Annotated in this window: 30 protein-coding genes and 1 pseudogene; 24 read left to right on the top strand and 7 right to left on the bottom strand. The window is 33.2% G+C overall.

The genetic code is table 11. The features are described 5' to 3' along the window. Window positions 1-5 precede the first annotated feature (5 nt). From FAF07_RS15300 to FAF07_RS15285, 4 genes are all read left to right on the top strand, one after another. The gene (locus FAF07_RS15300) at window positions 6-2,099 is read left to right on the top strand and encodes a hypothetical protein (RefSeq protein WP_142785924.1); all 2,094 of its coding nucleotides are present in this window, start codon (window positions 6-8) and stop codon (window positions 2,097-2,099) included. A gap of 5 nt (window positions 2,100-2,104) precedes the next feature. After that, window positions 2,105-2,491, top strand: a complete 387-nt coding sequence (locus tag FAF07_RS15295) for a hypothetical protein (RefSeq protein ID WP_142785923.1) — start codon at window positions 2,105-2,107, stop codon at window positions 2,489-2,491. Window positions 2,492-2,560: 69 nt separating this feature from the next. Next, entirely contained in the window at window positions 2,561-2,806 is a 246-nt protein-coding gene (locus tag FAF07_RS15290; protein ID WP_142785922.1) for a hypothetical protein, read from the top strand. A gap of 9 nt (window positions 2,807-2,815) precedes the next feature. After that, window positions 2,816-3,211, top strand: coding sequence for a hypothetical protein (locus FAF07_RS15285; RefSeq protein ID WP_142785921.1), 396 nt, complete (start codon window positions 2,816-2,818; stop codon window positions 3,209-3,211). A 286-nt stretch (window positions 3,212-3,497) separates the two neighbouring features. Here FAF07_RS15285 and FAF07_RS15280 read toward each other — a convergent pair whose 3' ends face one another. Both FAF07_RS15280 and FAF07_RS15275 read right to left on the bottom strand, forming a co-directional pair. Continuing rightward, complete coding sequence (locus FAF07_RS15280; protein WP_142783763.1) at window positions 3,498-4,646, bottom strand: IS91 family transposase; 1,149 nt, start codon at window positions 4,644-4,646, stop codon at window positions 3,498-3,500. Then, window positions 4,646-5,251 (bottom strand): tyrosine-type recombinase/integrase, encoded by a 606-nt coding sequence (locus FAF07_RS15275; RefSeq protein ID WP_246067722.1) that lies wholly within the window; start codon window positions 5,249-5,251, stop codon window positions 4,646-4,648. The genes FAF07_RS15280 and FAF07_RS15275 overlap by 1 nt, the downstream gene beginning before the upstream one ends. 542 nt (window positions 5,252-5,793) lie before the next feature. On the opposite strand from FAF07_RS15275, the gene FAF07_RS15270 reads away from it, so the two are divergent. The 5 genes and pseudogenes from FAF07_RS15270 (at window position 5,794) to FAF07_RS18720 (ending at window position 7,865) form a co-directional block, all read left to right on the top strand. Beyond that, window positions 5,794-6,207: an AAA family ATPase gene (locus FAF07_RS15270; RefSeq protein ID WP_142785919.1), complete on the top strand. Its 414-nt coding sequence runs from the start codon at window positions 5,794-5,796 to the stop codon at window positions 6,205-6,207. Window positions 6,208-6,287: 80 nt separating this feature from the next. Beyond that, window positions 6,288-6,875: a transposase family protein gene (locus tag FAF07_RS15265; protein ID WP_142785348.1), complete on the top strand. Its 588-nt coding sequence runs from the start codon at window positions 6,288-6,290 to the stop codon at window positions 6,873-6,875. Then, window positions 6,868-6,921, top strand: a pseudogene (locus tag FAF07_RS19125) (hypothetical protein); the annotation flags it as partial. The gene FAF07_RS15265 and the pseudogene FAF07_RS19125, both read left to right, overlap by 8 nt. Continuing rightward, complete coding sequence (locus tag FAF07_RS15260; RefSeq protein ID WP_246067694.1) at window positions 6,922-7,455, top strand: hypothetical protein; 534 nt, start codon at window positions 6,922-6,924, stop codon at window positions 7,453-7,455. A gap of 149 nt (window positions 7,456-7,604) precedes the next feature. Then, on the top strand, window positions 7,605-7,865 hold the full coding sequence (locus FAF07_RS18720; RefSeq protein WP_221930751.1) for a transposase: 261 nt from the start codon (window positions 7,605-7,607) through the stop codon (window positions 7,863-7,865). Window positions 7,866-8,030: 165 nt separating this feature from the next. Here FAF07_RS18720 and FAF07_RS15245 read toward each other — a convergent pair whose 3' ends face one another. From FAF07_RS15245 to FAF07_RS18915, 3 genes are all read right to left on the bottom strand, one after another. Beyond that, window positions 8,031-8,885: a universal stress protein gene (locus tag FAF07_RS15245; RefSeq protein ID WP_142785917.1), complete on the bottom strand. Its 855-nt coding sequence runs from the start codon at window positions 8,883-8,885 to the stop codon at window positions 8,031-8,033. A gap of 86 nt (window positions 8,886-8,971) precedes the next feature. Continuing rightward, window positions 8,972-10,030, bottom strand: a complete 1,059-nt coding sequence (locus FAF07_RS15240; protein WP_142785916.1) for a response regulator — start codon at window positions 10,028-10,030, stop codon at window positions 8,972-8,974. Continuing rightward, a complete protein-coding gene (locus FAF07_RS18915; protein ID WP_142785915.1) occupies window positions 10,027-11,907 on the bottom strand; it encodes a PAS domain-containing sensor histidine kinase in 1,881 nt (626 codons plus the stop codon). Before FAF07_RS18915 ends, FAF07_RS15240 begins: the two co-directional genes overlap by 4 nt. 123 nt (window positions 11,908-12,030) lie before the next feature. Here FAF07_RS18915 and FAF07_RS15230 point away from each other — a divergent pair, with 123 nt between their 5' ends. From FAF07_RS15230 to FAF07_RS15175, 12 genes are all read left to right on the top strand, one after another. Then, entirely contained in the window at window positions 12,031-12,456 is a 426-nt protein-coding gene (locus tag FAF07_RS15230) for a hypothetical protein (RefSeq protein ID WP_142785914.1), read from the top strand. Then, window positions 12,446-12,745, top strand: a complete 300-nt coding sequence (trxA, locus tag FAF07_RS15225) for a thioredoxin (RefSeq protein ID WP_142785913.1) — start codon at window positions 12,446-12,448, stop codon at window positions 12,743-12,745. Before FAF07_RS15230 ends, trxA begins: the two co-directional genes overlap by 11 nt. Window positions 12,746-12,824: 79 nt before the next feature. After that, window positions 12,825-13,430: a WG repeat-containing protein gene (locus FAF07_RS15220; RefSeq protein WP_142785912.1), complete on the top strand. Its 606-nt coding sequence runs from the start codon at window positions 12,825-12,827 to the stop codon at window positions 13,428-13,430. 11 nt (window positions 13,431-13,441) lie between these two features. After that, window positions 13,442-14,527 carry a site-2 protease family protein gene (locus FAF07_RS15215; RefSeq protein ID WP_142785911.1) on the top strand — a complete coding sequence of 362 codons (1,086 nt, stop codon included), beginning with the start codon at window positions 13,442-13,444 and terminating at the stop codon, window positions 14,525-14,527. A gap of 102 nt (window positions 14,528-14,629) precedes the next feature. Beyond that, window positions 14,630-15,709, top strand: a complete 1,080-nt coding sequence (locus FAF07_RS15210; protein WP_142785910.1) for an efflux RND transporter periplasmic adaptor subunit — start codon at window positions 14,630-14,632, stop codon at window positions 15,707-15,709. Continuing rightward, on the top strand, window positions 15,709-16,971 hold the full coding sequence (locus FAF07_RS15205) for an ABC transporter permease (RefSeq protein WP_142785909.1): 1,263 nt from the start codon (window positions 15,709-15,711) through the stop codon (window positions 16,969-16,971). The genes FAF07_RS15210 and FAF07_RS15205 overlap by 1 nt, the downstream gene beginning before the upstream one ends. A 1-nt stretch (window position 16,972) precedes the next feature. Continuing rightward, window positions 16,973-17,647 (top strand): ABC transporter ATP-binding protein, encoded by a 675-nt coding sequence (locus FAF07_RS15200; RefSeq protein ID WP_142785908.1) that lies wholly within the window; start codon window positions 16,973-16,975, stop codon window positions 17,645-17,647. 163 nt (window positions 17,648-17,810) lie between these two features. Then, window positions 17,811-18,263: a hypothetical protein gene (locus FAF07_RS15195; RefSeq protein ID WP_142785907.1), complete on the top strand. Its 453-nt coding sequence runs from the start codon at window positions 17,811-17,813 to the stop codon at window positions 18,261-18,263. A gap of 218 nt (window positions 18,264-18,481) precedes the next feature. Further along, entirely contained in the window at window positions 18,482-19,369 is an 888-nt protein-coding gene (locus FAF07_RS15190; RefSeq protein ID WP_142785906.1) for a DnaJ C-terminal domain-containing protein, read from the top strand. 2 nt (window positions 19,370-19,371) lie between these two features. Further along, entirely contained in the window at window positions 19,372-19,668 is a 297-nt protein-coding gene (locus FAF07_RS15185) for a chaperone modulator CbpM (RefSeq protein ID WP_142785905.1), read from the top strand. Window positions 19,669-19,677: 9 nt separating this feature from the next. After that, window positions 19,678-20,574, top strand: a complete 897-nt coding sequence (locus tag FAF07_RS15180) for a mechanosensitive ion channel family protein (RefSeq protein WP_142785904.1) — start codon at window positions 19,678-19,680, stop codon at window positions 20,572-20,574. 120 nt (window positions 20,575-20,694) lie between these two features. Next, window positions 20,695-21,093 carry a hypothetical protein gene (locus FAF07_RS15175; protein WP_142785903.1) on the top strand — a complete coding sequence of 133 codons (399 nt, stop codon included), beginning with the start codon at window positions 20,695-20,697 and terminating at the stop codon, window positions 21,091-21,093. Window positions 21,094-21,536: 443 nt separating this feature from the next. On the opposite strand, the gene FAF07_RS15170 is transcribed toward FAF07_RS15175, so the two are convergent. Together FAF07_RS15170 and FAF07_RS15165 are read right to left on the bottom strand one after the other, a co-directional pair. Then, window positions 21,537-23,627: a TonB-dependent receptor domain-containing protein gene (locus FAF07_RS15170; protein ID WP_142785902.1), complete on the bottom strand. Its 2,091-nt coding sequence runs from the start codon at window positions 23,625-23,627 to the stop codon at window positions 21,537-21,539. 79 nt (window positions 23,628-23,706) lie between these two features. Next, entirely contained in the window at window positions 23,707-24,081 is a 375-nt protein-coding gene (locus tag FAF07_RS15165; protein ID WP_142785901.1) for a hypothetical protein, read from the bottom strand. Between the two features lie 150 nt (window positions 24,082-24,231). On the opposite strand from FAF07_RS15165, the gene FAF07_RS15160 reads away from it, so the two are divergent. From FAF07_RS15160 to FAF07_RS15150, 3 genes are all read left to right on the top strand, one after another. Continuing rightward, complete coding sequence (locus FAF07_RS15160) at window positions 24,232-24,684, top strand: DNA-binding protein (protein WP_142785900.1); 453 nt, start codon at window positions 24,232-24,234, stop codon at window positions 24,682-24,684. A 131-nt stretch (window positions 24,685-24,815) separates the two neighbouring features. Further along, complete coding sequence (locus FAF07_RS15155; RefSeq protein ID WP_142785899.1) at window positions 24,816-25,466, top strand: DUF6799 domain-containing protein; 651 nt, start codon at window positions 24,816-24,818, stop codon at window positions 25,464-25,466. Window positions 25,467-25,534: 68 nt separating this feature from the next. Beyond that, window positions 25,535-26,413, top strand: coding sequence for a hypothetical protein (locus FAF07_RS15150; RefSeq protein WP_142785898.1), 879 nt, complete (start codon window positions 25,535-25,537; stop codon window positions 26,411-26,413). Window positions 26,414-26,835 lie beyond the last annotated feature (422 nt).

Here is a 26,835-nt window from a genome sequence, read left to right as displayed (position 1 = left end):
ACGGCATGAACAAACAAAACTTAAAAAACTATTTTAAAATCGGAATTCTGATTCTCGGGATTTCGCTCTTCTTTCAATCTTGTAATAAAGATGAAATCATCGATTTACAAGAATTTAAAAACAATAACCTCATTGTTGAAACTGTTTCCCTTAATGAGATTGAGAACAATTCGCTTTTTAGTTCAATTATTTCTAATAAAACTTCAAAAATTGACGTTTACAAATCCAAAACTTCATCAAGCTCAAAAAACACTAACGATTATAGTATATTGACCGATGATATTTCAAAAGCATCTTTCAAAGATTACGAAGCCTATACTTTTAGAATTAAAAACCAAGACCAACCCTTATTTACATTTGACAATTATGTAATTCAAAAAAATCATGATGGAACGATTGAAGAATTCATTTTGAGATATGAATATGACCAATTGGAGTTTGTTAAAAACAACTCTAAAAAATTTCTATCCGTTTCAAAGTTTGACACAGATTATAATTTTTTTTCGTCCAGTAACGATACTTCTGCTATTTCGGGAAAATCATCTTCCAAAGAAGGCTTATCTGCAAAATCAAGTGGTGATTGTACAGTAACCTTTGTGGTCTACCACCGCATCCCTGATGGCAGAGAATTTGTATATGGCGAGGGTTCTGTTTGTCAACATCCTGGTGAATGCGATGTTATTATTGAGTACACAATTACTTGTACTGGCGGTGGTGGTGGTTCTGGAACTGGTGGTGATACAGGCGGTTCTGATGGCTCTGGTGGGGGAACAGACACAGGCGGTGGGTATGTTGGAGATGTTCCTGATAATGGGGGAACACCATCTCCAATTACAACCATGCCTCCTCCAGCTGGGCAAGAAGAAGATTTTAATGTTATTGATGTACTTACCGAAATTATTGAAGCGCCCTTGTCCAGAATTCCATCTGAAGGTGAGATCGCACAAAAAAATAGTGCTTTGATTGGTTATCTCATGGAGACCAACCAACCTGTATTTCAAGATTTAAGCACTTTATTGGCCATAAACCTTTATGACAGTACACTTAATGTTACAGATAGAGCTAATTTATGGGCAAAGAGTAAGGCTCTTTATGATATTGTAAAGAACAACAACCCTACTTCACCTAGTACATTCAATACGTTTTTCTCTAGTCTGGATGCACAGGAACAGGAAAGCTATACCAAGAATACCACAGAAATGGCCTTGTTTTCTAGCGTAAAATCTATTATTGGTGAGTTTTGGCCCAAAAATAGCGAGGAATGGGGCGTACTCTTTAACCTTATGGGGCCACTTTTGTTGGAAATTGGTATTGAGTTCCTGCCCGGTGGTGGCGTTTTCAATGCTGGTAAAGATACTTTAGCTGGTTTAAGTAGCGGAGATTACACAACCGCCGTAATTGGTGTGGTAGGCATTATTATGGAGTTTGTGCCTTGGGCTAAACTTGCTAAAATAGCCTCAAAGATTTACGATATTGGCAAAAGTGCCTTTAAGATTTTTAAGATTGCCTATAACTTTTTGGCGAGTATTGCAACTGCAATAGAGAACGGTATTAAAACTGTTTTGGATAGTAGTGGTATTTTAAAGCTTATTGACAGTTCTGGTAATCAAGTGGCTAAAATTGTGGACGGAGTCATGACGGTTTCCAAACATGGTATTAAAGCTGTGGATGGTTCTGTGATTTTTAGAACTGCTGGTGAAACCAATAATCTAGTAAAATTGCAGGGTTACATAGATCCCCCTTTTGTTGGTAACGTAGTTGAGTTCGTGACTAAAGAGTCTGGTCAATTTGTTCGATTTCACGATTCAGGGAATCAAGCAAGGTCTTGGATTATGAAAGCTTCAGATGTTCAAAATTTGACAGAATCTGAAATAAGAAATTTATTTGCTATACCTGTTGATAACTCTATTCCATTAGTTAGTTATGTGGATATTCCTGCAGGAACTAAGTTGTTTAATGGAAAAGCAAATGGACTTTATGGTTTTGACGGGGGTGGTAGTCAATTCTTTATAGATAGAGTTCAGTTTGGAGGAAATGATGCCTTTATTCCTTCATCATTCTTTAGTCCACCAATACCTATTTCTACTTTTTTAAATTAAAACCAATGATAAATATAAATATACAATTCCAAAATATTTCATTTAAAGAAAAAACTATTTCAATTTTTAACAAGTACAAATTAGAAATTAAACAGGTAATTCTTTTCAGAGATAAAATTATTATACTAGGAATGCCTAAAAGACATCTTACTCCTCCTTGTGATTATATAGATAAAGATTTCAGTAAGGATAATGTTTTTGTTTTTGATCTCCAAGGAAGCTTATTATCTAATTTCGGTAGCAGAAAAGAGAATAATGACTTTATTTCTTATTCAGATTATATTGAAATAGAAGGTGAAAATTTAAAATTATATTATCAATCCAACTATGAAGCTTGGTGTGATATAGACTCTGGAAAATTCATAAGAGAAGAGTATGTTTTTAAGAAATAATTTGCAACCAAAGAATCTGAACAGTTTGTTAGATTCCATAATACAGCTAATCCTGCACACCCTTGGGTAATGAAATTGTCAGATGTTAAAGGATTTAATTCAATAGACGAAATAAGAAATTTCTATTCCATACCATCTTCAAATTCTCTAACTCACTATAGCACTATGACCGTACCCGCTGGAACTAATATTTATTCTGGTTCTGCTAATGGGCTATATGGTTTTGATGGAGGTGGTTTTCAGTTTTTTATTAATGGAACAGTCCAAGAAGCTTGGGTAGAAACAACAGAGGTAATTTCAAATTTCTTTAATTAATTTAAAAATATGATTTCATTTAGCTCATTAGGCATAATACAATTAAATGATAAAACCATTACGCTTGGTAAACATTTGAATAAAAGAAGAATCAATCAATTTATACTCAATGATGACTATATATATGTATGTACCTATTTAACAGAATACATGAGTAAAGCTTATCCCGAACTTAGAAACACCAAAGAGAATAATGTACTGAAGTTTGACCTACAAGGTAATTTAATATACAAAACGGGGCTTTTAAAGTTAAATAAGCCTGTCTTTGGCGAGCATGAATTTGAAGTATCAAATTTGAGTATTCAAGACAACCAATTATATTTAGGTTATGGGATTGGATATGAAGCTTGGGCTGATATAATAACAGGCAATATAATTCGTGGACGGTTTGAAGGAAGAAAATAAAAACTAACCACAATAACTAAGCATATGGCGTGCCGATAGGCCAACGCTATATGCTATGTTGACTGATCCGGGATTTGAGGATAAGGGGGAATACGAGAAGTTTACAAGATCTTTAGCAAACAAGAAGGTTGTGCTTATACCTCTTATGGTTTCTTTTTTCTAAGCGTATTAACATAAGAAAAATTTATTTAGATTAATTCTCATTTTTTTATGAGAATTTGCCTTGCTTTTGTTGCTTTATTTCGTTCTAGGCACTAGTATGTTAGGGTTCCTTTTAGAACCATTTTTAAGTGTTGTAGTTTAGTAGTTTACGTTTTATAATTTGTATATAATTCTTGGGCGGGCCACGGCTACCAAAGGTTAAAAGCGTTATTAACCGTCCCTTTTTACAACTCGGGCAACAGCGATGTAGTGCTTCCTTTTGATTGATAGGGTGTTCTATTTGTGTTAAATCCTTGTCTGCTAATTGTAATTGCAACATGGGCAACCTGTCTTTCTTCCAACTGCTACTCAAAAATCCATAATGCCGTATTCTAGTAAACCCTTTAGGTAATATATGAAGTTGAAAACGCCGTATAAATTCTTTGCTCTGTAGTGTTAAGGTTGTTTTCTCACCTCCTTTTTTATAATCTTTCAAACCAAAGGTAACGATCTTATCTACCGTATCAATATTCAAGATGCGGTGGTTGCCAATGGCTATTTTATGGGTGTACCTTCCTAAATATTCAATCACGTGCTCTGGTCTGCCAAAAGGGGGTTTCGCATAAACGACCCATTCTTTTTTAAACAGGGTATCGTATAAACTTTGTGGTAATTCTGGAAGTGCCCTTCGTAATTTTGCTACAAAAACACCTCGGTATTTTCTGCTCATGGCTTTTACTGAAAATAGAAAATCATCCTTTGCGTTACCTTTTTTCCAAAACCCTGATTTAGATACGCCACCTTTAGGGACGATACAATGCAGATGTGGATGTAGACTTAAGTTCTGACCCCAAGTGTGCAATACGGCAATCATGCCCAGTTTTGCCCCTAGATGTTTGGGGTTGTTCCCAAAAGCACTAAGTGTTTCCCAAACACTCGCGAATAACAGCTTATAAAGCACTCGCGGATGTTGTAATGCCAAAGGATTTAGAGTATCGGGAAGTGTGAAAACAACATGAAAATAAGGCACAGGAAGCAGTTCTTGTGTTCTAGCGGCAATCCACTGCTGCTGTTTATGGCCTTGGCAGGTAGGACAATGCCGATTACGACAAGAGTTAAATTGTAAATGTAGTTTATCACAATGCATGCACCAATCTAAATGCCCACCTAGGTCCTTAGTACGGCATTTTCTAATGGCATGCAAAGCCCTTGAATTCCAACTGGTATGCGCGATGTCCTGCAGATGGTCTACTTCTAAATTTAACACATCTGCCACTTTATGTATCCCTTGCATTACCTTGCAAACAAGGTGTCCAACGGACTAAATTTAACCGAGCTCCCGGAATTAGATACCTGCAAATACACGATGGTCGTTTCAATACGAGCATGACCTAGCAGTTCCTTTAAACACATAATGTTCATCCCGTCTTCAAGCAAATGCGTGGCGTAAGAATGGCGAAGCGTATGGGTGGTAAACTTCTTTTGGGTGTTTACCTTGGAACGACTCTCTTTTATAACCCACTGGATACCAACGGTGGTAAGTGGTTGCACAACCCCGTCTTTGGTAACCTGACTATTAAAGACATACTTTACAGGGTTCTCGGTTGCAAAATATCTTTTTAGCCCTCGAACAAGGTGTGTGCTTAAAGGCACATAACGGTCTGCTTTTCCCTTTTGCTTTTTTACAAATACCGTTTTTCGTTCAAAATCTACATCAGACTGTAACAGGTTACAAAGTTCATAACTGCGCAATCCGCAGCCATAAAGCATACCCAGAATTAACCGGTGTTTTAGATATTTAGGAGCGTTTAATAATTCGCGAACCTCTTGTTTGTTCAAAACAAGAGGAAGGTCATTTTGCCTTTTTATTTGTGGAAGTTGAATGCGCTTTTTATCCATCCCCAGAACCTTGTAAGTGGTTCGGAGCCCATAAATGGTATGTTTAAAAAAACTCTCGGAAGGTGTTTTGTGCAGATTTTGACAATGATAGAGATAATCGTGTATCTGAGATTCTTCAAGGTGCTCTGGACTACATTTATAATGAATAGTGATGTGCGCTAAACAGCGCAAGTAATTGTTTAAGGTACTGGTTGCTTTACCATTTATGGCAAAATTTCTCTCTAAGGTATCTGCAAGTTTTTTAAATTCAGGTACTTGTGCTAAGGCAGTTTCTAAAATTGTCTTCGCTTTTTTTTAAATACATATCTTCAGGTTTTTGTGAAGTCATGAAGTTACTGTATTTTTATAACGAACTTAAAAGCTTCCGAGGTACGAGGATTAGTTCAACATTGTATAATTAATTGCTTGGTCACTGCCGACTTACGAACATTCCTGCGGAATATTCTATCTGTGATTTATTTGCTAAATTAGTTGCTTAACCACGCAAACCATACACATAAACGTTGGCAACCATTTTGACTGCCTGATAGAAAAATAATAGAATGTATATAAAGAATTTGAAATTCCAGAATTATGGACCAATATCTAATTTGGATATACAGCCAAAATTTAAGGAAAATGGAAATCCCAAACCTATAGTTTTTATTGGTAAAAACGGTTCTGGTAAAACTCTTTTATTAGGCAATATTTTAGATGGATTGATTGAACTAAAAAGACAGAAATTTAAAGACCTTTTAGAAGTTGAACAAAACAGATATCTGAAAGTCGGTAAAAAAGATTACATAAAGTACGGAGAAGATTATTCGAATATAGAAATCATATTTGAGGATGATGAAAAAACTGCAAATTATGTAGATTTAATGTCCCGAATTGATAATGTGGATAATCCGGTAAAAGTGGTTCTTCCTCATATTTGGGGAAATCCACAAACATTGGTTGGCGTCTTATATTGTTGATAGTCAGATAAATAAAAGCATATTCTTTTGTTTTGTAAGACCATATTTATTATCTTTAAGTAGTTATCAGACAACTACTTATGACCATAAAACGACTGATTGGCATGCCTGTGCTAATTGTAAATAATATTGATTACTCTTGCTCCATTGTTAAAATATACGCATCAGTAAAAGCTAAGCGATCAAAATGTCCGAAATGTGAAAAATATAGCAATAAAGTCCACGATCATTATACCCGAACACTATCAGATCTTCCAGTATTTCAAAACAAAACCACTATTATCCTAAAGACGCGCAAATTTAAATGCCAAAACCCACAATGTAACCGAAAAGTATTCTCAGAACAAACACCATATATTCTGAGGTATTCAAGAAGGACAAAAAGGGTATCAAAGATACTGGATGCCTTGTCAATTGAATTAACAGGAAAACTGGGCAGTATACTGTCTAAACAACTACTAATTTCGGTTAGCAGCCCAACCATTACACGAATAGTCCACAGACAACAACTACCACCAATAATACAGCCAAAGGTGCTTGGCGTTGATGATTTTGCATACCGAAAAGGGATAAGTTACGGAACCATCCTCATTGATATGGAGACTTCAAAGCCTATTGATATTTTACCTTCGAGACAGGGCCAGTTCGTATGCTTCTGCTATCAATGAAGTTTGTCCAAATGCTGAACAGGTCGCGGACCGATTTCATTTATTAATGAACCTATCCGATGCTTTGGACAAGTATTTCAAAAGTGTGAATCCAAAAATTAAAAAGCTTATTAAAGATAAAAGCAATGGGCTTTTAAATATGTCCGATGGTCAGAATGCAGGCTGTGATAAGGGAAAAAAGTCGCAACCATTATCAAAAGTCCAAAAAATAGTTGAAATAAAAGTAGACCAGAGGCAGGATACCTTCAATAAGGTTAAGGAATTACAGGCTAAGGGCATATCTAAACGAAAGATTGCAAGGGATTTGCGCATAAGCCGTAATACTGTTCATTCATATCTCCCACTAGAATCATTACCTCCCAGAATAAGCTCTAAGTCAACCAATATTGAGTTATTTGCCCAGCACATTGTTGCTCGATTAAATGACCAAGGATATATGATGAAAGATATAATAGACGAGATTTATGAATTGGGATACAAAGGAAGTAGAACGCAGGCTTACCACAATATAAATATCATAAAGGAAAGATTTGAAATATCCACGCCGGATTTTGCACAAATTCAAAAATCCCCTATATAAAACCCTTAAGTTCAAGGACACTGGCTAAATATATTGGTTCTTGCTTAACTGTTATTAAAGATCCTGATGAGCGAAAGTATCCACAAACACTATTAGATAATATATCAGAACTACAGGTCATTCGAAAATTGGTGCAGATTTTCAAAACGATGTTAAAAAGAGGATGTGGCAATATAAACCGATGGATTGAATTTATAAAACGCTCAAAATACAAAATGCCGGGCTTAACCTCTTTTGCCAATGGTTTATTGAGGGATATTAAAGCCGTTAAAAACGGAATTAACATGCCCTGGAGCAATGGTGCTGTGGAAGGCCATGTAAACCGGATAAAGAGTATAAAAAGACAAATGTATGGCAGGGCTAGCTTTGATCTATTGCGTAAGAAGGTGATATTATCTCAAACTGGTTGATGTTTCCCCAAATATGAGGAAGAACCAAAAATGCACCAATAATTAAAAATTTCTCATCCTTAAGATCATTAAAAATCTGCTGAATCCGTTTGGGGTTAAAACTTAATATCAAAAAGAAAATAATAAGGTACCAACCCCAAAACTTCGCTAAAAAAATAGAATGGTTCATAATCTTTTTTTTTCATGTAACACTAAAAATGGAACATCTGTATGGTAACTGATTTCTTTAACTTTTGAATGAAATAAAATTTGTTGAAAATAATTCAAGCTCTTTGCTATCATACAAATGAGATCAATATTTCTACTTTCTACAAAACATTGAATGGCGTCCTCTACACTTTTATTTTTTAAAAAATGAAACACAACCGGATGATGAATAAAAAAATCTTCTAATAACTCTTTGTGTTTCCTTTGACTACTATTTAAGTCTTGCCGCTTTTTGCTTATATGAATAATTCTTAATGAGGCAGAATGATTTTCTAATAGTTCCGAAATAGTGTTCAACGTATCTATATCATAGCTTAATGAAAAATCTGTTGGAAATGCTATTTCTGTTAAACTCTTAAAATTAGCATTTTCTGGAATGGCTAAAGTGGTGCATTTTACTTTGGTAATAACATCCGCGGTGTTGCTTCCTACAATTACTTTTTTTAACCCAGAAGCACCTTTAGTGCCCATTACAATAATATCGATTTTCTTTTCTTCAACCTGTTTTCTAATTGATTCTATAAAAAAACTGTAGTCGGAAAGTGTATAAAACCTATGGCTTTTGTTGGGTGAAAACTGTTCAGCAATACGTTTTAAGACTTTACGTAATTCTTGTTTTGCTGGTGTAGTATAAATAGCCTCTAAACTCTTTTCTGCACCAATATATGGAGAGTCATCAATTACAATATATCTCAAACTGCTTACATGTAGTAAGTAAAAATTACAGGTTTCATTCTCGAAGAAATTGAGAGCATATTTAATAGCATTCCATGAATTCTCTGAAAAATCTGTTGGTAATAGTATATTTTTCATTTATTATCATCTTTACAAAACCAAATTTATATTTTAGTCGACTTACATGAAATGATAAATGTCATTTTATAAAATCTAATATTAATCTAATTAATTCTTTTCAATCTATCCAGGTTTACTACCTTAATATTCCTGCCATTTATTTCAATTATGCCCTGTTTTTTAAATAATGTTAAGGTTCTAATTAAAGTTTCTGTTGCGATGCCTGCAACGCTTGCCAAATCGTTTCGAGAGATTTGAATAGGGTCACCTGGTTTTTTGTTTATTTTTTCTGCAAATTTTAAAATAGTATCCGCTGTTTTTTTATTTACCGAACCATAGGCCATTTGTAAGAGTTGTTCTTTGATAACAGACAAATCATCGGTTAATAATTCTATAAGTTCTAATACTACTTTGTGATTTTTATCAAGAATAGTATTAAATTCTATAATTGAAACCCCAAATAATTTAGTGTTTGCAATGGCTGTCGCGGTTTCTTTATGGGCTATATTTTGCGTAAAGGATGTATAACCAAATAAATCATCTTCTTTATACAGTGCGGTTACAAGTTCTTTACCTTGTTCATCAATCCTATAACATTTTACAGCGCCTCGATTTATTAGATATATATAATTAGAATGGTCGCCTTCATGATAAATAACATCGTCTTTATTAAACTCAAATTCATCGCCATAATCATCAAAAAAGTTTTTTAACTCATTGAGTGTTTTTATTTCATCTTCTTCATGAACTTCTTCTGTTATATTATGAAGTTTTTTCCCTAAATCTTTTAGAATCGAAACCTTTGCTAAACGACTCTCAATAGCACTAATCAAATCGTCCTCAGAAAATGGCTTGGTTATATAATCATCTGCCCCTAAATTCATGCCCTTCCTTATATCGGAGCGCTCTGTTTTTGCGGATAAAAATATAAAAGGAATGTGTTTAGTTGTTTTGCTTTTAGAAAGTATTTTCAGGGCGCTATAACCATCTAGTTCCGGCATCATAATATCACATACAATAATATCTGGTAGGTGTTTTTTTGCCAAAGTTATGCCTACTTTGCCGTTTGAAGCCGTTAGTACTTTGTAATGCGCTAGCTCCAAAAGTTCGGCTGTATTTTCTCTTAAAACAATATCGTCTTCTATAAGTAAAACTGTTTTCATAAGTTTACTGTATTTGGAAAAGTTACTGTAAAGGTTGAGCCAACATGTTCTTTGCTTGCAAAAGATATAGAGCCTCCCAGATTTTCTAAGTGGTTTTTAGCAATGTTTAGGCCTATGCCCGTACCTTGTGTATTAATAACATTTTCTGCTCTAAAATAGCGTTCAAAAATATTTTTTTGATCTTTTTCTGGAATGCCTATCCCCTCATCTTTTATAGCAAACGTCGTAAAGTTTTGATCCTGCTTAAGATTTAAGCTTATAACTGTGCCTTCAGATGAATATTTAATGGCATTATGGATTAAATTAAAGAATATCAGCTGAATAATTTTTTCGTCTTGGTAAAGCGATAAATCATCAATATTTTCTGGGTACTTAATTTGTTGTCCTTCTTTTAAAAGCATGTTGGCATCATAAACTACCTCATTAACAACCTTGCTCAGTTTAAAATGGCTAAACCTATAATTCACTTTACCTCTCTCCAGTTTTTCTACCGATAAAAAATCGTTTAAAATATTGTTTAAAAAATGTACTTTATCTGTAATTATTTTAATATGCTTATCGCGTTTTTGTTGGTCCTCAGTTAATTGATATTTACTCAATAATAAAGACGAGGTTAAAATGCCACTTAAAGGGGTTTTAAATTCATGCGAAACCAAGGATAGAAAATTAGTTTTTAATTCATTAAGCTCTTTTTCTTTACTAAGCGCGATTTGAAGTTGCTGCGTTCTCTCTTCAACTTTGTATTCTAGTTTTGTGGTGTAGTTTTTACGTTCGGTAATATCTAAAATGATGGCCACAAAAACATTTTTTTCACCCAAGTTTGATAACTGCAAATGTACATCCACCGGATAAATAGTCCCATCTTTACGACGGTGTACCGTCTCGAACTCTATTTTTTCTACATTCTTTTTCAGTAAGACCTCAATAGTTTTTATAAATTCAATTTTACTGTCAATCGTTGTAATATCCAAAGGTGTCATCTCCTTTAATTCCTCTAAAGTATACCCAATATTCTTTTGTGCTCCGAAGTTTACATTTATAAATTTTAATGTTTTAGCATCAAAAACATAGATCTCATTCAAAGACTCATCAAAAATAGTCGCTAGGTGGTGTTGTTCTGCCTCAGCTTTTTTTCTCAGCGTCACATCATTTTGTATGCCAATAAAGTTTGTAACCGTGCCTTGAGTATTTGTTATCGGAAAAATAAACAAGTCATTCCAAAACATGGTACCGTCCTTTTTATAATTGCGGAGTGTTGCTTGACAGCTCTCACCATTTTTTATAGCTTCACGAAGTTTTTTAAGTGGTTTTTGGTCTCTGTCTTTGTCCTGCAAAAACCTGCAATTATGATTTAGTATTTCCTTTTCAGAATACCCGGTAAGCTTTTGAAAAGCCGAATTAAAATAAATAACCGGATTATCATGTTTTAAAGCATCGGTAATAATGATACCATTGTTGGCAGATTGTAAAGCTTTAGAGTGAAGCATGAGGTTTTTTTCAATCTCCTTTTTTTCTGAAACATCCTTAACCAAAGCCATAACATAGGTTTGGTTGTATATGGTAAAAGGATTCAATTCAACCTCTATTGGGAAAATAGTCCCATCTTTTTTTAAAGCAAAAATATCAGTGGTTTCACCCATTTTTCGACGCTTACCTCTTTGGGTGAATTTTTCAAAATACCCTGAATGGCTTTTATGATAATTTGAAGGGAGCAGTAAATTTAAATCTTTATCAATGAGATCACTTTTAGCATATCCAAAAATATATTCTGCAGAGGTGTTAACCTCCATAATCTTTTGATGATTATCAACAATGATAACGCCATCTGAGACGGTTTCTAAAAGAATATTGAATATTTGTTGGTCTTGCGGAAACATAAAAAATTATGCTTTTGGATGGTACATTAAAAGTATGAAAAATCCATTATATTTATACTGATTTATATCATATAAAAATAAAAAACATGTATGTAATTTTACTAAAATTCAACTTTGCTTAAAATGGTCGCTAAAAAGAAATTGACACTCAAGTTTTATCAAAACCTCGGCAAGTTATTTTATGCCATAGCAGCAGCAGATAAGCAAGTGCGCGAAGTGGAATTTGATAAATTAAAAGCATTAATAAGACAACAATGGCCAGAGATAAATGATACAAATAACAGATTTAATACTGATGCAGCCCACCAAATAGAATTCGTTTTTAATCATCTAAATCAAGAAAATGCGATAAATGCAAAAAAATGTTTTGATGATTTTGTAAATTTCAAAAATGAACAACAGCATCTGTTTACAAATCAAGTAAAGCAACTTATTTTAAAAACAGCCAGTGCCATAGCAGCATCATTTTCTGGAATAAACAAATCAGAATTAATCATGCTCGCAAAATTGGATATAGAACTAAAGAAAATAAAGTCCCATGAAAAATAATTTCAATACGATTATAAATTCTACAACACCCGTTTTAATCGATTTTCATGCCAATTGGTGTGGTCCTTGTAAAATGCTAGCACCTATTTTAAAAGAAGTTAAACATGAGCTTGATGATTCTATAAAAATCATTAAAATTGATGTGGATAAAAATCAATCCTTAGCAGCTCAATATCAAGTTAGAGGTGTTCCAACCATGATCCTTTTTAAAAACGGAAAACAGCTTTGGCGACAATCTGGTGTTCTACAAAAAAATGATATTATCTCAGTAATAAAACAACATCAGTAAAATCACAACTCATGATGAATATCATTTTGTAGAACAAACAAACATGATACTTTTAAATATTAACTTTAAATATTTACTCATGAGAAAAGTACTAATTATTTTATTAATTATTCCTGTCCTTGCTTTTACACAAACTACAAAAGCCCTAGACTTTGTAGCACCCATGTACGACGGTGTAGCTGCCATTAAAAAAGATAATTCCTGGGGTTTTGTAAATGATAAAGGCGCCATTATTATAGATTTTAGAAACGATTTAGTTTTAACCAAATTTGATGATGGTCGTTACCCTATTTTTAAAGATGGCAGGTGTTTAATTTCAGAAAAGAAAGCCGGCATCACCTATTTTGGCTATATAGATAAAAAAGGTGAAACGATAATACAACCAAAATTTTTAAATGCATCTAACTTCGATAATGACAAAGCTTTGGTATTACACGTGATTAAAGAGAAACTCGGTAAGAATGAGTTGTTAGGTAAGAACATAGTATATCACAGATATTACGAAGTCACAATAGATACTGATGGAAACATTAAAGACTTTTTAAACCCAAAAGGAATTAATATAGCTTTAGATAAGAAATTTCTGCGCACGCCACCTAAAATTACTTCTGAAAAGATTTCTAATAATCTCTATGCAGTTTTAGACGAGAATAAAAAATGGAGTATTGTATCTATTAATAACTAGAATCCTTTTAAATGAAAGCAAATCTAAATTTAGGAAGTATTTCTGGCATTAAAATCATAGTACATTGGACCTTCTTTTTTTTAATAGCCTGGATTGTTTTTAGCGAATTAAAACGAGGAGGCACTAACGAAAGTATATTCTTTAATGTCGCACTGGTTTTAACTGTTTTTGCATGTGTGGTATTGCATGAATTAGGCCATGCTTTAACTGCTAAAAGGTTTGGCATAGACACTAAAAAAATAACCTTATTGCCCATTGGTGGTATGGCAAGTTTGGAGCGTATTCCAGAATCTCCAAAACAAGAACTTTTGGTAACCTTGGCCGGCCCATTGGTTAATATCATAATTGCGTTACTCCTATATTTTATCGTACCTGTAAATGAATATATGGATTTAAATTTTACAGAAACCTTTGATGTATTAATGGCTTTTACATTACAAAATTTTCTTTTTTATTTATTTATAGTTAATGTAGGGTTGGTCCTTTTTAATAGCATCCCGGCGTTTCCAATGGATGGCGGGCGCATTTTAAGAGCATTATTAGCCATGAAAATGAGTCGTGTTAAGGCTACTAAAATTGCCTCTAGTGTAGGGCAAGTTATCGCAGTTTTCTTTTTATTAATAGGTTTATTGTACAACCCCTTTTTAGTCATTATTGCACTGTTTATTTTTTTAGGTGCTTATGGCGAAAATCAAATGGTACAACATTTAGAATTGCTCAAGGACCACACAATAGAAGAAGCCATGATAATAAACATAACCACCTTCAGTCCAGAAGACGCCTTAGATTTGGTTGTTAATAAAATAATATCTGGCACCGAAACTAATTTTGTTGTAGTTAAAGACCACAAAGTTGTAGGCATCTTATACCATAAAAACATTATTGACAACTCCAATAAAAATGTTTTGGTTAAAGATATTATGGATATCACTTTTAAGACCGTTAAAAGTACAGACGACCTCAAAAAAACATATCAGCTAATTTATGATGGAAAAAAATCATTTATACCAGTTGTAGATCAAGAAAAACTGGTTGGCGTTATCGATGCCACCAACCTAAATGAATATATATTATTACAAACTAAATTGGCTTATTAATAATAAAACATCCATCAATAAAATTCCATTTACACAAAAAACGATTGTGTGAAAGTGATATCTGATACCCATTAGTCTACGAGATAAAACAAATTTAATCATATGAAAACCATTGGATTATATGGTGTACTATTAATCATAGTGTCTTGCTCTAATAAAGAAGACAAAATTCTCCCTGAACAACGCGCATTAACAGAATCTGTGTATTCCTCTGTAACCGTTCAACCCGATAGCTTATATCAGGCTTATGCCATTGTCGCGGGTATTTTAGATGATAATTTGGTAGAAGAAGGCGATAACGTTTTAAAAAATCAGCCCTTGATTCAAATTATAAATAAAGCACCAAAACTGAACACTCAAAATGCAAAATTCACTTTAGAACTGGCTAAAGAGAACTATAACGGAAGTGCCGCCATTTTAAGCAATATTGAAGATGAAATAGCTTCGGCAAAGCTGAAACTTAAAAATGATTCAATTAACTATTTCAGGCAAAAAAATCTGTGGGAACAGAATATTGGTTCCAAAGTGGACTACGATACCAAAAAACTTAATTACCAACTGGCTTCAAACAATTTAAAAACGATTCAAAACAAATATTATAATACCAGAAACGAATTGCAAACACTTGTTAAACAGGCACAAAACATGTATCAAACAGCATTGATTAATACCAAAGATTTTACTGTAAAAAGTAAGATAAACGGGAAAGTATACGCTTTATACAAAGAGCCCGGAGAAATTGTATCGACTCTAGAACCCTTGGCCACTATTGGCAGCGCAACTACTTTTGTGATTGAAATGCTGGTTGATGAAGTTGATATTGTTCACATTTCAGAAAACCAAGAAGTCCTTATAAATTTAGATGCCTATAATGCTAAAGTTTTCACAGGAAAAGTATCAAAAATATATCCTAAAAAAGATGAACGCAACCAAACCTTTAAAGTGGAAGCTATTTTTGATATAGCTCCAAGTGTTTTATATCCTGGGCTTTCTGGTGAAGCCAATATTATTATAGCACAAAAGGATACCGTGTTGACAATTCCCAAAACGTATTTAATTGATGCTAATAAAGTAAAAACTGATGACGGGTTAACAACCATATCAACAGGGTTACAGAATATGGATTTCATAGAAGTAAAATCAGGAATTACCAAAGACACATACATCTATAAACCAGAATAATGACTAATTGGAAAGTCTTATTAAATATTGCCAAAACGCACTTGCTCACTAAAATAAAGCAAACTGCAACAGCGGCATTAGGAGTTGCTTTCGGTATTGGATCTTACATTACTTTGGTGTGTTTTATGACGGGATTAAACACTATGCTGGACGATTTAATTCTTAATCAAACACCTCATATACATATTTATAATGAGATTGAACCTTCTAAAAAACAACCTGTTTCGCTATATGATGATATGAAAGAAACTTTTAATGTCGTACACTCTATAAAACCAAAACGCACTCAAAAAAAAATTCATAATGCCTTACCAATTATAAAATATTTAGAAGAAAACAATCAGGTTCGTGGCGCACTTCCGCAGGTAAAAACACAAATTTTTTACATGGCGGGTTCTATAGAATTGGGTGGAAATCTCACTGGTATTAGCCCTATTAATGAAGCTCGGTTGTTCAATATGAGTGATTACATTCTTGAAGGATCAGCTGAGGCATTGCAAAATACAGACAATGGAATTTTATTAGGCATTGGAATTGCTGAAAAAATGTCGTTAAAAATTGGTGACCGCGTACAAGTTAGCCCTATTAATGGCGGTATCTTCCCGTTAAAAATCGTTGGACTCTATCAAAGCGGTATTGCAGATATAGATGCTATTCAAAGCTTTACCAATATAAAAACCATACAACGTATTTTAGGAGAAGCCAAAAATTATATTACAGACATTAATGTGAAACTGTATGATATTGAACAGGCTATACCGCTATCAAAAAAAATAGAGCAACAATTTAATTTAAAGGCAGTTGATGTTAAAACAGCCAACGCACAATTTGAAACAGGCACTTCTATACGAAACCTGATTACCTATGCGGTTTCCATAACACTTCTTATAGTTGCTGGGTTTGGTATTTACAATATTTTAAACATGCTTATTTATGAAAAAATGAATGATATTGCCATTTTAAAAGCCACGGGGTTTTCTGGTAAAGATGTGCAGCTTATTTTTATGAGTCAAGCAATGATTATTGGCTTTGTTGGAGGAATTTTAGGTTTGCTTATTGGTTTTGGTTTGGTAAATTTAATTGACACCATTCCATTTGAAACTGAAGCACTGCCAACGATTGAAACTTACCCCATCAACTTGAATCCCGCGTTTTTTTTAATCGGCTTTTCGTTTGCGATGCTTTCAACGTTTTTAGCAGGTTATTTACCCTCACAAAAAGCAAAAAAGATAGATCCTGTAAAAATAATAAGAGGCCAATAACATGAGTATTGTATTAGAAGCCAAACATATTAACAAATACTTCAAAAAGCCCGTGTTATTCCATGTGCTAAAGGATATTAATTTCCAAATTAAAAAGGGTGAATTCGCTTCCATTATGGGAAAATCGGGCTGCGGAAAATCTACGCTCCTTTATATACTTTCTACTATGGATACCGATTATGAAGGTGAACTTTTAATAAATAATGAATTAATCACAGGTCAAACCAGAGATCATCTTTCCTATATCAGAAATAAACATATTGGTTTTGTATTTCAGTTTCATTATTTATTATCTGAATTTTCCGTTTTAGAAAACGTTATGCTTCCAGCTAAAAAACTTGCTGAAAAAACAAGTAAAGAAATTGAGCATGATGCGTTCAACAAGCTGAAAATGCTAAATATAGATCATCTGGCAAAAAAGAAAGCGTCTCGCATCTCTGGTGGTGAAAAGCAGCGCGTAGCCATAGCCAGAGCCCTAATTAATAATCCAACGCTCATTATGGGAGATGAACCTACAGGAAATCTGGATAGTCATAACTCTGAAAATGTATTCAACATCTTTAAAAAATTAAGTGAAGAACAGGGCTTATCCCTTCTGGTAGTAACGCATGACGAAGATTTTGCCAAACGAACCAATAGAATTATTACTATGGAAGACGGTAAGATTATAACATAAACCACTTCAATGCCATATCTCACTTCTCAGAATTCTGAGCACAAATTTATCTCAATAATTATTTAAAAAATCAATACTCTAATTTCAAAAGACATGATATATGTCATTTCAAATAAGGGTTTTAAAAATTAATTTTAATCACTTAACATTTTAAAACATCTTTATGTATAATATTAGAAACAGGCCTAAAGGAAAGTATATCAAACAAGCGAGTTGGAATGATTTATTTATTCTAACAGAACATTGGAAGAACGATTTAGATTTTTATTTATTTGAAATGAAATTCTTAGAGTCTCTCATTGAAAAACATTTTTCTAAACTGTTGTTATGTGAAAACTTGGATGAATTAAGAGAACTGCAAAGAGATACTTTTGATCTACGCAACCAGTGTGAATACATACAACGATGCATCAAAACAAATTTAGAGAGTATTGTTGATATTATTAATAATACTTATATTTATAACACTGAAGAATTTAGAATTGAAAATGAACAACTTGAAGATGATATTCTTGAGTTTATAAATAATGAAAGAGAAATGAAAAGAGTTATTTATAGTATGATTAAAGATATTTTAGAAAACGAAAAACCGAAACAGGTCTGGATGTTTAATTAAGCAAGTAATGAATAAATCACAAGCCTTAGAAAATGAGACCACCAAGCTAACCACTGTAATAGAAACTGATTTTCCAGAGTTATATACATTTTAGAAGAAAACCTTATAGCTATACTATCTGTAAATAAACCCTAATTAATACTAAAATCAAGGAAGACTATCTGGAATGTTTAAAGTAGATTTTAAAGCACCATATTAAAACCCTTAAAACCAATTATATGTCATTTATTGACTACTATAAAATATTGGGCATTACAAAAACAGCATCAGAAAAGGATGTTAAAAAAGCGTATCGGAAATTAGCACGCAAATACCACCCAGATTTAAATCCCAACGATAAAGTTGCCGAAAAGAAATTCAAGGAAATCAATGAAGCCAATGAAGTGTTGAGCAATCCAGAAAATAGAAAAAAATACGATCAATATGGGGAACATTGGCAGCATGGGGAGGAATACGAGAAAGCAAAAAAACAACAACGGCAATATCAAAGCAGTTATCAAGGTGCTTCAGGAGGTTTTTCTCAAGAAGATTTTTCAGATTTTTTCGAGAACATGTTTGGTGGTGCATCTTCAGGAGGGCGTGGTAGACAAGTTCAATTTAGAGGTCAGGATTTCAATGCCGAATTAAAACTGGACTTAAAAGATGTTTACACCACGCACAAACGCACCTTAACAGTTAACAGTAAAAACATTAGAATTACCATTCCTGCCGGTGTAGAAAATGGACAGATCATTAAAATTAAAGGTCACGGTGGTAAAGGGGTCAATGGCGGACCCAATGGCGATTTAATTATTCAGTTTTCAATCATTAACCATTCTAAATTTAAAAGGGATAAGGCTAATCTGCACATAACCGTAGATTTAGATTTATATACAGCCTTATTGGGAGGCACGCTTATGGTTGACACGTTTGATGGAAAAGTAAAACTCAACATAAAACCAGAAACTCAAAACGGTACGCAAGTAAAACTTAAAGGAAAAGGTTTTCCCAAGTATAAAAAAGAAGGTCAGTTTGGTGATTTATATATCACTTACCAAATAAAAACACCCACTAAACTTACTGGTCAAGAAAAAACACTGATAGAAAAGTTACAAAAACTACGCTAATTATGGAGGCACAAGATCTAATACCCGTAAAGTTAATATGTAAGCGCTATGAAGTTCCAGTATCTTTTATGAGTATGTTGCAGGAGTTTCAACTTATAGAATTGATAGCTGAAAAAGACAATTATTATATTCATACCACACAAATAAAGGACATTGAAAAAATAATACGATTGCATTATGGTTTGGATATTAACTTAGAAGGTGTTGATGCCATTTGTAACTTACTAAAGCAAGTCGATTTTTTAAAGCAAGAAATTAACGCATTACATAACAGGCTGCGTCTTTATGAAGATTATTAATGGGTAGAAATGGAAACGATCAAACAATGGATTATAGAAAACCCGACACTTTTTGGTGTTTTAAGGTATACCCTATTGATCGCTTTTGTGCTTTTTATAATTCAGCTAATAAGGCGTTTTTTAAGAAAGCAGGTTACAGATAGCGCTGTGCGCTACAAGTCTCAAAAAGGCATAGAAATACTAGGGTACATTGTTTTAGTTATTTTGTCATTTTCATACTTCACAGGAAATATTAAAGATTTCACCTTAGCTATTGGTCTGTTTTCAGCGGGTATTGCATTTACTTTACAAGAGCTCATTTTAAGTATTGCAGGTTCATTATACATATTTATAGTTAAAGTATATAAACCAGGTGACAGGATTGAAATAAACGGCATTAAAGGCGATGTGATAGATGTCGATAGTATTTACACTACCATGATGGAAATTGGGCAATGGGTAAGCAGTGATAATTATAGTGGACGCATTGTAAAATTAAGCAATGCATTTGTATTTAAAGGCCCTATTTATAATTACTCACGAGACTTTCCTTTTATTTGGGACGAATTTAATATTCCTGTTAGATATGGATCTGATATGGAATTAGCAAAATCTATAGTGATTAAAATCGCGTCTGAAACACTTTCTGAATACACCACTAATTCAAAATCACAATGGTATGACGTGGTTAACAAATATTATATTGAAGATGCTCAAGTAAATTCAACATTAGCCATCACCTTGACCGATAATTGGATACAATTCAATCTAAGGTATATTGTAGATTACAAAAAAAGACGTTCTACAAAGCATCTTTTAAATGATGGAATTCGAGAGGCAGTTGATAAAACAGATGGCAAAGTAAAAATAGCATCGTCTACTTTAGAGCTTATTAAAATACCTGAACTTAAAGATAAGCTGTCTTAAAAGTTTTATATTTGATTTGTCAGGGTGGACTTGTAATAGGCACAACGTGTATAATTGTTAGCCTTCATTAAAACTCAATCTTGCTTGATTGACAAATTACTAAGAACAATAAATTGCAGTATGGAGTTTTTCCGAATTATTAAAGTAAAGACACAAGACAAGACTATTCAAGATGAACTAACTATTGAAAATCTCGAAATGATTGGCAATGAGATTTTTGTTATTGGTGATCAAAATAAAACTGAAGCTGATATTGGAGGTATTTGGGGGGAATTCACTTTAACCCGAACCCTTATTAGAGGTGGACTGCGTTTTGCATTGGTAGAATGCCCTAATGCATTAACTTGGACCATTACAACCGGCATTCATCCAGATCCAGACGTTATAGTTATTCATCTAACAATAAATCGTCAACAACAAAAAGAATCATTTATTGAAGAAATTGAAGAGTTTTTAGATGACCAAAGTATTTGCTTGCAACAATATTTCAAAGGAAACACACAATTAAAGATGAAATAACGAAAGGCCAACAACGGTAACCGTGGCACAACCTCCTAAAACTTAAAAAAGACTCATTTTAAAACCTTTTAAGCCTGTCAATAATGAACTCGTTTAAACTTTTTGTTTTTATCCGAAAATGAGTTAAAACCTGTCCAGATAAGGTACTTTTTGCAAGGCATAGTAGCATTACGCATGAAAAAAGTAACGAAATATGGGCGAATTTCAGCCATTTTTTAGGAAATATAAAAAGTTTAAACGAGTTTTTTTAAATAAAAAAAATCTTGAAACCGACTATCCTAGCAGAGCCATAGAGGTATTTCGCCGGTTTCATTTTGACCTCTGGACCAAAAACCGAAATTTTGTATTTTACCTCACCCGGAACTGCAAAAAGGCAGTTCCGATCTCTCCAAAAGAGAGTTGAATCGGAAACCCCGAGGCAAAGCCTCGGGGAATTCTATTGATTAAAATTTATATTGAAGAAATGCCGTTAAGTTTCTTCCTGGATCTGTAATTGGTGTTCTTCCAAAACCTGCCTGATTTGTAAAAGAAAAGTTTAAGTGGTTGTTGTAAGCTTCGTCAAATACATTTAAAGCGGCCACACCAAAAGTTACATGATTAAATGGTTTTACTCCTAGGCGAATATCCAATGTTTGGTAACCGTTAGTTCTAGTTTCTCCAAAACTTTCAGCAATATGCTCTTGTTTACTTGTTATGTTATACTGCATATTAGCCCAGTATTTTTCCTTTTCAAAACCAAGAGAAAGCCTTGTGTTAAAAGGAGCTGTAAGTGGCAAGGGTTCATTTAAATCCTTATTTTTAGTATATACATAAGCCAATTCTGTTTTTAAATAAAAGCCTTTTAAGAAATTAGCTTGAGCCATTGCTTCAAATCCGGTTTTATAAGCCTTATCTAAATTCCTAAAAACTTTAGGGTGTCGTGGTTCTGCCATGGGCATATACTTTCTGTTTAAACTTTCATCCACAACAGCTACAATGTAGTTTTCAAATGAAGCATAGTAAAAAGATGTCGCATATTTAAAAGTGTTTAAGTTTGAACGCCCTTTAAAACCTATTTCAAATTGATTGTTTGCTTCAGCATCTAAATTAGGGTTTCCAATATATTCGTAAGGATCTTGACCGACTGTAAAATGGTTAATATAGCGCTCTATCATATTTGCAGAACGCACACCACGACCATAAGCCGCTTCTAGAGTAAAGTTATCTGAAACCATTGTTTTAACAGAAACGGTTCCGCTTACATTGTTTTCTGTACGCTTTTCTAAATCGTACATAGCAGCAAAATCGGTTTCAGGATCTTTGATGTCAGATATAACCATATCGTAACGTAAACCAGCAGTTATTATAGTTGAGTTATTTACAGACCATTTCGCTTCTGTAAATACCCCAAAATCATCTACGTAAGAGTCTTGCCAGACTTTGTCATTAAAAATCATTGGCATTGGTAGAGGGTTACCGTTCATAATTTTAACTAATCGTGTTCTGCCTCCATCTCTAGCAATATGCATCACATCAAAACCACTAAAAACACTAAGTTTTTCATAAGGTTTCCAATTTAATTCTAATTTTCCACCAATAGTTGTTGCATTCACATCCGATGCTGCTTCTGTCATCATAAACGTTGGTCTGTTTCTGTTATGCATTAAATGGTCGACATAACTATAATAAGCTTTTGCAGTTAAACTTTTTATGGTTTTCCCCAGATCAGAGATTTTATAATCTAAAGATAAGATACTACTGTTATCATAATCTGTATCCATCGGCAGTGCGGCGTGCAGTACATCTCTTCCAAAAGATTGTCTCCAATGCGCTTGTAAACGTTGATTTTCTGTAAAGTTATAACCTAATTTTATTCCATAATCTGTACTTCTAAACGAAGATGGGATTTCTATTTCGTTACCATCTTCATAGTTACCAAAATCTCTATAACCAACATTTCCAACAATATCATATTTATCTTTTATGTATTGTAACTGAAACATATTAACAAAAGAGTTTCCATTGCTTTCGTATCCAGCTGAGGCTTTACCATGAAATCCTCTGTCTTGATAATCTGGTTTTTGGGTGACCATATTTATAACGCCTCCAAAAGTGGGTCCATAACGCACCGTATATGGTCCTTTTATGATTTCAATTTTCTCGATTTCCTCTGGAATAATATGAGTAGTTATCGGGTCCATTCTATTGGGGCAAGCGTGCATGGCTTTAGTTCCGCCATCGTATTGAATATTTAGTTGCTCATATTGAGACGCTCTAAACGAAGGGTCTATGGCATAATTTCCTCTTTTTATAACAGAAAAGCCATTAATATTGTTAAATAAATCGGCTACGTTTTTTGGCTGAACTACTTTTTCAGCATAATTATATGAAATAGATGTTAAAATAGGATCTGTTTTTACATTTCCTGTAATTAAAACCTCATCAAGTTTAACTTGCTTTTGGGCTGTTGAATCTTTGGCAGTGTCATTTTTTTCTTGAGAAAACGACATTGCAGAAATAAGTGCACATAAAAGTACACTATAAAGTATTTTCATTTTTATAATATTTATAGTTATTTAAAAATTAAAGTGTTCAATGTGACCATGCACTCGAACATAAAATCTAAAAAGCGGACTATACTTGTGGGGGATGGAAACAAACTTTTATTCTCGAGAAAGAATATAGGTTTTGGTATGCTATAACTATTTGTTTTGTTGAAGCGTTTTGTTGCAAAAACAAGTGATTTGTAACAGTGTTTATGTAAAGCAATAACACTTTAAAATCTATGCTTTCTGGTGTTTTTTGTTCTTTATTTTGAGATTGAGAAACTTTTTTTAAATGGCATTTTCCATTACACTGCAATTCGGGCGCATCCTTATTTTTACATAATTTCTCAATAAAACCCAAAGTATCAATATTATAATAAGCATATGTAACGCTTACATATAAAGCGTTTAGCAACAGGGTTATTGCCAATAAAAATGAAATGATACCATTGCTTATTTTCATTACACGTAAAAATAACTGTTCTGTAAAGACTATTATGTGACATAAGTCATAAAAGTAAAGCCTCGGTTGATTCAATAAAACTAAAAATGAGCAATATCATTGTAGCACAAATCACCCAAGATTAATTTTATGTCTTATAAACATAAAAACATGAAACGCTCAACATTTAAAACATTATTATTTCTAGTGGTAATAGTGTTAAGTGCAAATACAGATGTTTTTGCACAACAACGAAACACGGGTTGGGGACGCAACTCAAACTACGGAAGATTATTCAATCCAAAAACAGTTAAAACTTTAACAGGCACAGTAGAATCTATTGATAGAGTTTTATATGATGAAAAGATGTCCTATGGCATTCATTTAAAAGTAAAAACCAAATCTGAAACCATTTCTGTGCATTTAGGGCCCGCTTGGTTTGTTGATAATCAAGACATTCAATTTATTAAAGGCGATAAGATTATTATTACAGGTTCAAGAATTATATATAAAAACGCCCCTACAATTATTGTCATGCGTGCTATAAAAGATGATGTAGAACTCAATTTAAGAGATAAAAATGGATATCCGGTATGGAGTGGTTGGCGTAAAAAAAAGGTGTGATGAACAAGAGAAATATAAATTAAATATCATATAAACTATGTTAAACATGAAACTCTAACTGATGGATATCATTGTATAGACATTAGTGCTGTATTAATTTTAAACCAAATATAAATTTAAATATTATTAAGATGACAAAAATGATTTTTTTAGTACTGCTTATCGTTTTAGGCACTACCACATTAAAGGCCCAAGATCAAGATCGCGACCGCGACCGTGTTATGTTAGTTGATGGCGATGTTTTACAAATTAAGGATCGCGATCAAATTCGGTTAAAAGACAAAATTACATTGAATGATGGCACCGTAGTAAATCCAGATGGCACTTATCAAACCAGAGATCGTATTCGTTTACAATTAAAAGATGGCGAATGTTTAGATAATGATGGTATAAAATACCGTAATGAATATCAATACCGCTATAAAGTTCAACAAGAAAATAAAGGCTTATCACAAGCACAAATTCAAGAACGAAACCAAAACAGATATCAAATTATGGTTATGGATGGTGAAGCTTATCAAATTAAAAACCTATCTCAAAATCAAATTCGCCAACAGTTAAAACTTAATGATGGCGTTGTTGTAAATCCAGACGGTACTTACCAAACAAAAAATCGTAAGCAACTACGTCTTCAAGATGGTGAATGCTTAAATATGGATGGAAACATGTTTAAAAGCACACTTCAGCATCGTAAAATGATTGCAAAAAAACCTATGATGAAAAATAAGATTCAAAAAAAATCAGTAATTAAAAAGCAAGCCAAGAAAAAAGGAGCTTCTTAATTTTAGAAAAAAGGGATGTTGTAATACCAATGATAACATTCCTTTTTTCAAATTTAAAAACATAAACCATGAAAATTTTAAAGCATACTTGGATTATTTTTTTACTTACTATTATATCTAATAACACGGCATTAAGTCAAAACAGTAAAAATACAGATTACCAAACCAAAACCGATGACGAATCTTATTTTACATTAAGCCTTGGGTTTATTAGTGATGCTGTTTTTTTAGGCAGAAAAGATTCTATTACTGCGCCATATTTATACCCTTCAATTACGTATCACAATAAAACTGGATTTTACGCTTCGGGATCATTGTCGTATCTCACTAAATCAGAAGAAAGTAGGATCGATTTATTTTTAGGAACCATTGGATATGATTTTACTGGTAAAAAAATTAGAGGGGATCTCTCTTTTACCAAATATTTTTTTAATGATGATAGTTATAATGTCATATCGGAAGTTGAAGCAGATCTAACCGCTAGTTTAATTTATGATTTTAATATCATAAATTTAGGGTTGTCTGCTACTACCTTTTTTAATAGTGGTAGTGATTCTGATATCTTTTTATCATCTGAAATAAGTCATGATTTTATTACTGACGATCAAAATTTTCAAATCTCTCCAGCAATTGGAATTTACTTTGGTTCTCAAAACTTTTACGAACAGTACTATATATACAATCGCTTTGGCAGTGGAAGAGGTTCAGGCCAAGGAACAGGAGGCACTACAGTAACAACAATGCTTCAAGAAAGTGAAAAATTTGATTTAATGGCAATAGAATTTAGCTTACCCATTTGGTATGTGAATAAATCTATTACACTGTCATTTTCACCAACTTTAGTAATACCACAAAATCCAGCTACATTAACTATAGAGGATACCATTTATAAAGAAGATTTAGAAAACACCTTCTATTGGCTAGTAGGCGCTAGTTATAGGTTTTAAAAAATATCATGATAAAACCAGTAATAAATTTCACTCGGCATACTGTTATGATTCTGAGTGCATATAAAATAGGCTCTCTATATAACTTTTGAAGCTGAATTAATATTATAGTTACTACCGATACAACAACCTAAAAACATAAAGGAGCAAACTTACATTAATGACGAAAACACCACTTTTCTTATGGTAGGTGTTATTTTAATAAATAAAAAAAATCTTGAAAACCAACTATCCCCGAGACAAGACATAGGATATTTCACCTGTTTCATTTTGGCCTCTGGACCAAAAATCAAAATTTTGTATTTTACCTCACCCAGAACTGCTGAAAATGGCAGTTCTGACCTCTCCCAAGGAGAGGTAAACAGGAACCCCCGACCCAAGGATCGGAGAATCTTTACATTCAAATTAAACATGGAAAATAT

This window comes from Changchengzhania lutea, from assembly GCF_006974145.1.
GTDB classification, from domain to species: Bacteria; Bacteroidota; Bacteroidia; order Flavobacteriales; family Flavobacteriaceae; genus Changchengzhania; species Changchengzhania lutea.
This window is presented reverse-complemented; position numbering and strand designations above follow the sequence as displayed.

What these genes read in the sequence shown, in the direction of transcription:
- FAF07_RS15290 (WP_142785922.1), top strand. Translation starts at nt 2,561, where the DNA reads ATGAAATTGTCAGATGTTAAAGGATTTAATTCAATAGACGAAATAAGA.
- FAF07_RS15260 (WP_246067694.1), top strand. Translation starts at nt 6,922, where the DNA reads ATGAACCTATCCGATGCTTTGGACAAGTATTTCAAAAGTGTGAATCCA.
- FAF07_RS15275 (WP_246067722.1), bottom strand. Translation starts at nt 5,251, where the DNA reads ATGGATAAAAAGCGCATTCAACTTCCACAAATAAAAAGGCAAAATGAC.
- FAF07_RS15190 (WP_142785906.1), top strand. Translation starts at nt 18,482, where the DNA reads ATGTCATTTATTGACTACTATAAAATATTGGGCATTACAAAAACAGCA.
- FAF07_RS15175 (WP_142785903.1), top strand. Translation starts at nt 20,695, where the DNA reads ATGGAGTTTTTCCGAATTATTAAAGTAAAGACACAAGACAAGACTATT.
- FAF07_RS15160 (WP_142785900.1), top strand. Translation starts at nt 24,232, where the DNA reads ATGAAACGCTCAACATTTAAAACATTATTATTTCTAGTGGTAATAGTG.
- FAF07_RS15240 (WP_142785916.1), bottom strand. Translation starts at nt 10,030, where the DNA reads ATGAAAACAGTTTTACTTATAGAAGACGATATTGTTTTAAGAGAAAAT.
- FAF07_RS15205 (WP_142785909.1), top strand. Translation starts at nt 15,709, where the DNA reads ATGACTAATTGGAAAGTCTTATTAAATATTGCCAAAACGCACTTGCTC.
- FAF07_RS15245 (WP_142785917.1), bottom strand. Translation starts at nt 8,885, where the DNA reads ATGAAAAATATACTATTACCAACAGATTTTTCAGAGAATTCATGGAAT.
- FAF07_RS15300 (WP_142785924.1), top strand. Translation starts at nt 6, where the DNA reads ATGAACAAACAAAACTTAAAAAACTATTTTAAAATCGGAATTCTGATT.
- FAF07_RS15200 (WP_142785908.1), top strand. Translation starts at nt 16,973, where the DNA reads ATGAGTATTGTATTAGAAGCCAAACATATTAACAAATACTTCAAAAAG.
- FAF07_RS15295 (WP_142785923.1), top strand. Translation starts at nt 2,105, where the DNA reads ATGATAAATATAAATATACAATTCCAAAATATTTCATTTAAAGAAAAA.
- FAF07_RS15230 (WP_142785914.1), top strand. Translation starts at nt 12,031, where the DNA reads ATGGTCGCTAAAAAGAAATTGACACTCAAGTTTTATCAAAACCTCGGC.
- FAF07_RS15265 (WP_142785348.1), top strand. Translation starts at nt 6,288, where the DNA reads ATGACCATAAAACGACTGATTGGCATGCCTGTGCTAATTGTAAATAAT.
- FAF07_RS15150 (WP_142785898.1), top strand. Translation starts at nt 25,535, where the DNA reads ATGAAAATTTTAAAGCATACTTGGATTATTTTTTTACTTACTATTATA.
- FAF07_RS18915 (WP_142785915.1), bottom strand. Translation starts at nt 11,907, where the DNA reads ATGTTTCCGCAAGACCAACAAATATTCAATATTCTTTTAGAAACCGTC.
- FAF07_RS15215 (WP_142785911.1), top strand. Translation starts at nt 13,442, where the DNA reads ATGAAAGCAAATCTAAATTTAGGAAGTATTTCTGGCATTAAAATCATA.
- FAF07_RS15270 (WP_142785919.1), top strand. Translation starts at nt 5,794, where the DNA reads ATGTATATAAAGAATTTGAAATTCCAGAATTATGGACCAATATCTAAT.
- FAF07_RS15165 (WP_142785901.1), bottom strand. Translation starts at nt 24,081, where the DNA reads ATGAAAATAAGCAATGGTATCATTTCATTTTTATTGGCAATAACCCTG.
- FAF07_RS18720 (WP_221930751.1), top strand. Translation starts at nt 7,605, where the DNA reads ATGTTAAAAAGAGGATGTGGCAATATAAACCGATGGATTGAATTTATA.
- FAF07_RS15155 (WP_142785899.1), top strand. Translation starts at nt 24,816, where the DNA reads ATGACAAAAATGATTTTTTTAGTACTGCTTATCGTTTTAGGCACTACC.
- FAF07_RS15170 (WP_142785902.1), bottom strand. Translation starts at nt 23,627, where the DNA reads ATGAAAATACTTTATAGTGTACTTTTATGTGCACTTATTTCTGCAATG.
- FAF07_RS15285 (WP_142785921.1), top strand. Translation starts at nt 2,816, where the DNA reads ATGATTTCATTTAGCTCATTAGGCATAATACAATTAAATGATAAAACC.
- FAF07_RS15180 (WP_142785904.1), top strand. Translation starts at nt 19,678, where the DNA reads ATGGAAACGATCAAACAATGGATTATAGAAAACCCGACACTTTTTGGT.
- FAF07_RS15195 (WP_142785907.1), top strand. Translation starts at nt 17,811, where the DNA reads ATGTATAATATTAGAAACAGGCCTAAAGGAAAGTATATCAAACAAGCG.
- FAF07_RS15210 (WP_142785910.1), top strand. Translation starts at nt 14,630, where the DNA reads ATGAAAACCATTGGATTATATGGTGTACTATTAATCATAGTGTCTTGC.
- FAF07_RS15185 (WP_142785905.1), top strand. Translation starts at nt 19,372, where the DNA reads ATGGAGGCACAAGATCTAATACCCGTAAAGTTAATATGTAAGCGCTAT.
- FAF07_RS15280 (WP_142783763.1), bottom strand. Translation starts at nt 4,646, where the DNA reads ATGCAAGGGATACATAAAGTGGCAGATGTGTTAAATTTAGAAGTAGAC.
- FAF07_RS15220 (WP_142785912.1), top strand. Translation starts at nt 12,825, where the DNA reads ATGAGAAAAGTACTAATTATTTTATTAATTATTCCTGTCCTTGCTTTT.
- trxA (WP_142785913.1), top strand. Translation starts at nt 12,446, where the DNA reads ATGAAAAATAATTTCAATACGATTATAAATTCTACAACACCCGTTTTA.